General features: G+C 70.8%; 9 protein-coding genes. 6 read left to right on the forward strand and 3 right to left on the reverse strand.

Translation table 11 applies throughout. From position 1 onward, the window contains the following. Positions 1 to 88: 88 nt before the first annotated feature. Together G3573_RS18820 and G3573_RS18825 are read left to right on the forward strand one after the other, a co-directional pair. A complete protein-coding gene (locus tag G3573_RS18820; protein ID WP_346427420.1) occupies positions 89 to 1627 on the forward strand; it encodes a DHA2 family efflux MFS transporter permease subunit in 1539 nt (512 codons plus the stop codon). Between the two features lies 1 nt (position 1628). Further along, positions 1629 to 2231, forward strand: coding sequence for a TetR/AcrR family transcriptional regulator (locus tag G3573_RS18825; protein ID WP_163263221.1), 603 nt, complete (start codon positions 1629 to 1631; stop codon positions 2229 to 2231). An 8-nt stretch (positions 2232 to 2239) separates the two neighbouring features. Here G3573_RS18825 and G3573_RS18830 read toward each other — a convergent pair whose 3' ends face one another. Beyond that, positions 2240 to 2464, reverse strand: a complete 225-nt coding sequence (locus G3573_RS18830; RefSeq protein ID WP_163263222.1) for a CPCC family cysteine-rich protein — start codon at positions 2462 to 2464, stop codon at positions 2240 to 2242. Then, positions 2457 to 3005 (reverse strand): hypothetical protein, encoded by a 549-nt coding sequence (locus G3573_RS18835; RefSeq protein ID WP_163263223.1) that lies wholly within the window; start codon positions 3003 to 3005, stop codon positions 2457 to 2459. Before G3573_RS18835 ends, G3573_RS18830 begins: the two co-directional genes overlap by 8 nt. A 160-nt stretch (positions 3006 to 3165) precedes the next feature. On the opposite strand from G3573_RS18835, the gene coaBC reads away from it, so the two are divergent. The 3 genes from coaBC (at position 3166) to G3573_RS18850 (ending at position 5239) form a co-directional block, all read left to right on the forward strand. Continuing rightward, on the forward strand, positions 3166 to 4353 hold the full coding sequence (gene coaBC / locus G3573_RS18840) for a bifunctional phosphopantothenoylcysteine decarboxylase/phosphopantothenate--cysteine ligase CoaBC (protein ID WP_240454800.1): 1188 nt from the start codon (positions 3166 to 3168) through the stop codon (positions 4351 to 4353). After that, the gene (dut, locus tag G3573_RS18845) at positions 4350 to 4808 is read left to right on the forward strand and encodes a dUTP diphosphatase (RefSeq protein WP_163263225.1); all 459 of its coding nucleotides are present in this window, start codon (positions 4350 to 4352) and stop codon (positions 4806 to 4808) included. Before coaBC ends, dut begins: the two co-directional genes overlap by 4 nt. A 98-nt stretch (positions 4809 to 4906) precedes the next feature. Then, complete coding sequence (locus G3573_RS18850) at positions 4907 to 5239, forward strand: hypothetical protein (protein WP_163263226.1); 333 nt, start codon at positions 4907 to 4909, stop codon at positions 5237 to 5239. 60 nt (positions 5240 to 5299) lie between these two features. Here G3573_RS18850 and dapB read toward each other — a convergent pair whose 3' ends face one another. Then, positions 5300 to 6040: a 4-hydroxy-tetrahydrodipicolinate reductase gene (gene dapB, locus G3573_RS18855; protein WP_163263227.1), complete on the reverse strand. Its 741-nt coding sequence runs from the start codon at positions 6038 to 6040 to the stop codon at positions 5300 to 5302. Positions 6041 to 6127: 87 nt separating this feature from the next. On the opposite strand from dapB, the gene G3573_RS18860 reads away from it, so the two are divergent. Beyond that, entirely contained in the window at positions 6128 to 6781 is a 654-nt protein-coding gene (locus tag G3573_RS18860; protein ID WP_163263228.1) for a glutathione S-transferase family protein, read from the forward strand. Positions 6782 to 6862: the final 81 nt, after the last annotated feature.

Consider the following 6862-nt stretch of genomic DNA (forward strand, 5'->3'; position numbering starts at 1 on the left):
GAGCACGGCCCAGGCCGCCGTCGCCCCCGAGGCGCCGGCGAAGCCGGGGCGCGGCCCGACGCCCGCCGCGCCGGCCCCGGCCGCCGCCATCGACTGGACCAAGCTGCTGCTCGGCTTCGCCGGCATGGTCGTCGGCCAGTTCATGGCCATTCTCGACATCCAGATCGTCGCCGCCTCCCTGCCGCAGATCCAGGCGGGCATCGGGGCCAGCGCCGACGAGATCAGCTGGGTGCAGACCGCCTACCTGATCCCCGAAGTCGTGATGATCCCGCTGTCGGGATATCTCTCGAGATTGTGGGGCACCCAGAGGGTGTTCCTGGCCTCGTGCCTGGGCTTCGTGGTGATGAGCGTGATGGCCGGCCTGTCGACCAGCACCGACATGCTGATCGTCTGCCGGGCCCTGCAGGGCTTCGTCGGCGGGGCGATGATCCCGACCGTGTTCGCCGTCGCCTTCACCGCCTTCCCGCCGGAGAAGCGGGTCACCGCCAGCGTGGTGATGGGCTTGATCGTGACGTTGGCCCCGACCGTGGGCCCGACGTTGGGTGGTCACCTGACCGAGGCGCTGAGCTGGCGCTGGCTGTTCTTCATCAACGTCTTCCCGGGCGCGATCGTGCTGTTCCTGGTCGGCCGCTACGGCGACTTCGACAGGGGCGACCCGTCGCTGGCCAAGGGCTTCGACTGGTTCGGACTGGCGGTCATGGCGACCTTCCTGATGAGCATGCAGTTCGTGCTCGAGGAAGGCTCCAAGAACGACTGGTTCGCCGACGAGAGCATCCTGGTCCTGACCGTGATCGCGGTCTTCACCGGGGTGGCCTTCGTCTGGCGCTCGCTGACCTACCGCCAGCCGATCGTGGAGCTGAGGGCCTTCACCAACCGGAACTTCCGGGTGGGCGTGATCATGACCTTCGTCACGGGCGCGGCCCTGTTCGGCGGCACCTTCCTGATGCCGTTGTTCCTGGGCCGGGTGCGCGACTACTCCTCGGCCGAGGTGGGCACCACCATGGTGGTCTCGGGCCTGTCGATGTTCCTGGCCGGCCCGATCGCCGGGCGGATCGCGCGCAAGCTGGACCCGCGCGTGCCGATGTTCTTCGGTTTCATGATGGTCGCCTGGGGCATGTGGATGGCCCACGCGGTGACCACCGAGTGGGGCTTCTGGGAGTTCGCCGGCGTGCAGGCCTGCCGTGGGATCGGGGTTATGATCGCGATGATCGCCTCCCAGCAGGTGACCATGAGCACCCTGTCGCCGCAGATGGTGAAGAACGCCTCGGGCCTGGTGAACCTGTCGCGCAACGTCGGCGGCGCCGTCGGCCTGGCGCTGCTGAACACAACTCTGACCGAGAAGACCGCCCTGCACCTGTCCGAGCTGTCGGCCCGGGTGTCGGCCTCGGGCGTGCGCGCTCAGGACATGCTGGCGGGTCTGGTCGCGCGCATGGAGGGCCTGGGCGTGGCCGATCCGCAGGGCGCGGCCAACAAGGCGTTCGAGGGCATGCTCTACAGGCAGGCCGTCAACCTGGCCTTCGGCGACGCCTTCGCCATGCTGGCGGTGGCCTGCGCCATCGCCGCGGTGATCACCACCCTGGCCCGGCCGGTCAAGAACGCCCCGCCGCCGCCCGCGGACGCGCACTGACATGTCGCGCGCCGCCGGACAGATCGACGAGCGCAAGGCCGAGGCGGTGCTGGACGCCGCCGGCGAGCTGTTCTCCGAACGCGGCCTGGCCGTCTCCATCGAGGAGATCGCCAAGCGGGCCGGGGTCTCGCGCCAGACCGTCTACAACTACTACGGCTCCAAGGTGGAGATCGCCCGGGCCGTGGCCGCCCAGCGGGCCGAGGCCATGGCCGCGCCGCTGGACGCCAATATCGGCGACCCGCTCAGCGCGCTCAGCGTGTTCGGCCGGATCATGCTGGAGAAGCTCGCCAACCCGCGCCACGTCGAGATGATGCGGGCCACCATGCTGGCCGGCCGCGACGCGCCCGAGCTGGGGCCGGCGGTCTACCAGGCGGGTCCGGCGGAATCGCGCCGCCGCCTGGCCGACTACCTGGCCGCCGAGACCGCGGCGGGCCGCCTGGCGGTCGACGATCCCGACAAGGCGGCGGCCATGTTCATGGGCATGGTGACGGCCCAGCGCGTCACCCGCGGCCTCCTGGGCATGCCCCTGACCGAGCCGGACGAGGATCTGGCCGCCTCGGCCGCCGAGTGCGCCCGGCGCTTCCTGCGCGCCTACGCGCCCTAAGCGGGCCGTTAGACCCCCACCTCGGAAGGCGGGAAGGCCAGGTCGAAGCGCGAATAGTTCAGCCGTGCTTCCTGCAGAGAAATGCCGTTGTGTCCGCCGGCGTAGCTCGGGTCTTCCCGCTGGGTCGGATCGTCCTCCCAGCCGCACACCGGACAGACCTCGCATTTGCCCGCGGCGTCCAGACTGGCGTGCCCGCAGGCCGGACAGATCGCGCGGGCCAGCAACTCACCCATCCTGGGTCTCCTGGTCTGGCGACGTCCGCCGGGCCTCGCGGGCGACCTGCTGCTCCCAATAGGCCATGCCGTCGTCCGGCTTGAACATGGTGCGCGGCGCGCCGTCCCGGGTGACCACGGCGAACAGGTTGGACTTCGGATCATACAGCAGCCGGTCGCCGTTGGCCCGCGTCAGGGTCAGGGCGCCCTTCGGCGGCTTGCGCACGAAGCCGTGAACCTTGGCCAGGAAATCGTCGTAGTCGCGCGCCCCGACCGCCTCGCCGTTGCGCTCGAAATTGCGCCGGGCGTTCTCCTCGGCGCCGTAGCGCTTGCTGGCCGACCACAGCGGCTCGCCCTTGTAGTTCGGGGTCTCGTCGGACCGTTCGCGCCGGGCCGACGCGCGCGTCGTGCGCTCGCCACGGTCGTCCGCAGGCGCGTAATCCCGCTCAGAAACCTCGGCGCGTTCGCGCGTCTGCACGGCCGAGGGGCCGTTGTCGCACCCCGCCAGGCCGCACAGCACCAGGGCGGCCGAGGCCGCCGTCATCACCTTCGACAGGGCCATCGCCCCCTCCCGCAGTTCTTGCGCGACCAGCGTTATCTCAAGCTAAAGGTTCTTGCAATGTTCTATGTTCCCGGTCCGTTCGCGCGGTCGCGCCGCCGACGACGCTGACGGCGGCGCCGTTTGGCGCTATGGCTCGCCTGAAGTTTCGTGGAGCGGGGCGTTGTCCAAGCGCGTACTGCTGATCGTCGGCGGCGGGGTGGCCGCCTACAAGGCGCTGGAACTGGCGCGACTGTTCAAGAAGCGCGGGATCGGCGTGCGCGCCATCGTCACCCGCGCCGGGGCCGAGTTCGTCACGCCCATGTCCTTCGCCGCCATCACCGGCGAGAAGGTGCACACCGACCTGTTCGACCTCGGCGACGAGGCCGAGATGGGCCATATCGAGCTGTCGCGCTCGGCCGACCTGGTGGTGGTGGTCCCGGCCACCGCCGACCTGATGGCCAAGGCGGCGTCCGGCCTGGCTGGCGACCTGGCCTCCACCACCCTGCTGGCCACCGACAAGCCGGTGCTGATGGCCCCGGCCATGAACGTGCGCATGTGGCTGCACCCGGCCACCCAGCGGAACCTGGCCACCCTGCAGGCCGACGGCGTGGGCTTCGTCGGGCCCGGCGAGGGCGAGATGGCCTGCGGCGAGTTCGGTCCGGGCCGGCTGGCCGAGCCGGAGGAGATCCTGCAGGCGGCGCTGACGCGCCTGGACGGCGGCGGCCGCCCGCTGGCCGGCAAGCGCGTGCTGGTCACCGCCGGCCCGACCTTCGAGCCGATCGACCCGGTGCGCGGCCTGACCAACCGCTCCAGCGGCAAGCAGGGCTACGCCGTGGCCGAGGCCCTGGCGGCGCTCGGGGCGGAGGTGACCCTGGTGTCCGGCCCGACGGGGCTTTCCGCGCCGCCCGGCGTCAACCGGATCAATGTTGAGACCGCCGTGCAGATGGAGGCCGCCTGCCGCGCCGCCCTGCCGGTCGACGCCGCCGTGTGCGTGGCGGCGGTGGCCGACTGGCGTCCCGAGGCGGCCGCCGACCTGAAGGTGAAGAAGGGGGCGGGCGAAGCGCCCGTCGTGCGCCTGGTCGAGAACCCGGACATCCTGGCCGGCCTGTCGGCGGCGGGCCCGCAGCGTCCGCGGGTGGTGGTCGGCTTCGCGGCCGAGACCAACGACCTGGAAGCCCACGCCCGCGCCAAGTTGGAGCGCAAGGGATGCGACCTGATCGTCGCCAACGACGTCTCGGCTGGCGTGTTCGGAGCCGACGCCAACACCGTGGCGCTGGTCTCGAAGGCCGGAATCGAGCGATGGGAGAGGGCCTCCAAGGCCGACGTGGCCCGCAGGCTGGCCCACACCATCGCTGAGCGTCTGAAGTGACCGAAACCCTGATTGAGATCGTTCGCCTGCCCCACGCCGAGGGCCTGCCGCTGCCGGCCTACGAGACGGCCGGAGCCGCCGGCATGGACCTGCGCGCGGCGGTGCCGGACCACGCGCCGGTGACCCTGAAGCCGGGCGCGCGCGCCCTGGTGCCCACGGGGCTGCAGATCGCCGTGCCGCTGGGCCTGGAGGCGCAGGTGCGCCCCCGCTCGGGCCTGGCCCTGAAGTTCGGGATCACCTGCCTGAATTCGCCCGGCACGGTCGACAGCGACTACCGCGGCGAGGTGGGCGTGATCCTGGCCAATCTGGGCCAGGAAGACTTCGTGATCCGGCGCGGCGACCGCATCGCCCAGCTGGTCATCGCCAGGCACGAACGCGCGCTGTGGCGAGAAACTGCCTCGCTGGATGCAACCTCCCGCGGGGCCGGGGGGTTCGGGTCGACAGGCGGAAACTGATAACGCCGGTATTCCGGCGGTTGGTCCGCCTTGCTTGCTCGTGGTAAATCAAGCTTTACACGCGCCCGTCGGGGGGACGGGCGAGCTGGAGGGGTACCATGGACTCAGTCACGCCCTACCTGTCGGACGCCTATGGCTTCGTGCAAGGCGGCTTCAACAGCGTGAATTCCCAGATTCTGGCGCTGGTGATCGCGCTGGGCGCTGCGGTTCTGATGAAAGAGTGGAAGAAGATCTGGGTGGTGGCGCTGGGCGCCACGGTGATCCAGATTCTGGTCGCGGCCATCGTGCCGGTCCTGAGCGGGGCGACCTTCAAGCTGCCGCCGCTGGTGACCGCCAGCTTCTGGATGGGCGCCGCGGCCACCTACATCGGCCTGCTGATCGTCATCGCCGTGTTCTTCTTCGTGAAGAAGAACGTGCTGAAGGCGGCCTGAGGCCGACGAAGTTCGAGAATGCAGCGGGCGGTCTTCGGGCCGCCCGTTCGCGTTTGGGGCTCAGCCCTGACGGAAGCCCAGCACGTCCTGCATGTCGTACAGACCGGCCGGGCGGCCGGCGACCCACTGCGCCGCCTCGATGGCGCCGCGCGCGAACAGGGTGCGGTCGCGGGCCGAGTGCGACAGGGTCAGGATCTCGTCGTCGGCGGCGAACACCACCGAGTGCTCGCCCACGATGCCGCCGCCGCGCATGGCGCTGAACCCGATCGTGCCGCTCTCGCGCGCTTCGCCCACGCCTTCGCGCATGGGCCGGCGCAGATCAGCCAGCGGCGCGCCGCGGCCGGCCGCCGCCGCCTCGCCCAGCATCAGCGCGGTGCCCGACGGGGCGTCCACCTTGCGCCGGTGGTGGGCCTCGAAGATCTCGATGTCCCAGTCATTGGCGCGCAGGCGCTCGGCCGCTTGCGCGACCAGGCCCATCAGCACGTTGACGCCCAGCGAGAAGTTGCCGCTGCGCACGATCGGGATGCGCCGGGCGGCACGCTCGACCGCGGCGGCCTGCTCGGGCGTGAAGCCGGTGGAGCCGATGATCAGGGCCGGGCGGCCTTCCTCGGCGCAGCGCTCGGCCAGGGCGACCGAGGCTTCGGGCGTGGTGAAGTCGATGACCACGTCGCAGGACCCGAAGTCCGGCTGCTCGCCGCGGTCGAAGCGCAGCGCACAAATGACGTCGTCCCGGGTTTCCAGCACGTGCTGGACGGCCCGGCCCATGCGTCCGCGCGCCCCGGCCACGCCGACGTGCACCATCCGGCCCGTCGAACCGCCGTTCTCCGGCTTGGCGAGTCCGTTTTGATTCGATACCGTCTCGCCCGCGCTCATCTGAAGGACCGCCCCATGAAGCTCTATTCCGCGAACCTGTCGCCCTTCGCGGCCCGCGTGCGTCTGGCGGTGTACGCCAAAGGCCTGTCGCTGGAAATCGCCCTGCCGCCGGGCGGGCCGAAGTCGGCCGAGTATCTGGCCCTGAACCCGATCGGGAAGATCCCGACCCTGGTGCTGGACGACGGCCGCTGCCTGCCGGAGTCCGACACCATCGTCGAGTATCTGGAGGACCTGGGCCAGGGCGCGCCGCTGCTCCCCGCGGATCCGGCCGACCGGGCGCGGGTGCGGCTGCTGGCCCGGGTGGGTGAAGGCTACGTCATGGGCCCGCTGCAGCGGCTGTTCGGCCAGACCAATCCGGCCACCCGCGACGCCGCGGTGGTGGCCAGGGAGATGAAGGCGCTGGACGAGGGTCTGGCGCACCTGAACGTGTTCCTGGCGGGCGCCGGCGGCTTCTCGGGCAAGATCACCTTCGCCGACTGCCAGCTGGTCCCGACCCTGTTCTTCGTGCGGGCCATGACCCCGGCGCTCGGCGATGCGGACATGCTGGAGCGCCACGAGGCGGTGGCCGGCTATTTCGCCCACGTCGCGCAGGACCCGTCGGCCCTGAGGGTGCTGGACGAACTGCGCGTGGCGCTGGAGACGTTCATGACCAAGGGCCAGCTGACCTAATTCTCCTCCCCTGCAAGCGAAGCGCGGCGGGGGAGGGGGACCACCCGCAGGGTGGTGGAGGGGGCGAACGGGCGCACCGGG

This window comes from Caulobacter sp. 17J65-9 (assembly GCF_010975005.1).
Lineage (GTDB): Bacteria > Pseudomonadota > Alphaproteobacteria > Caulobacterales > Caulobacteraceae > 17J80-11.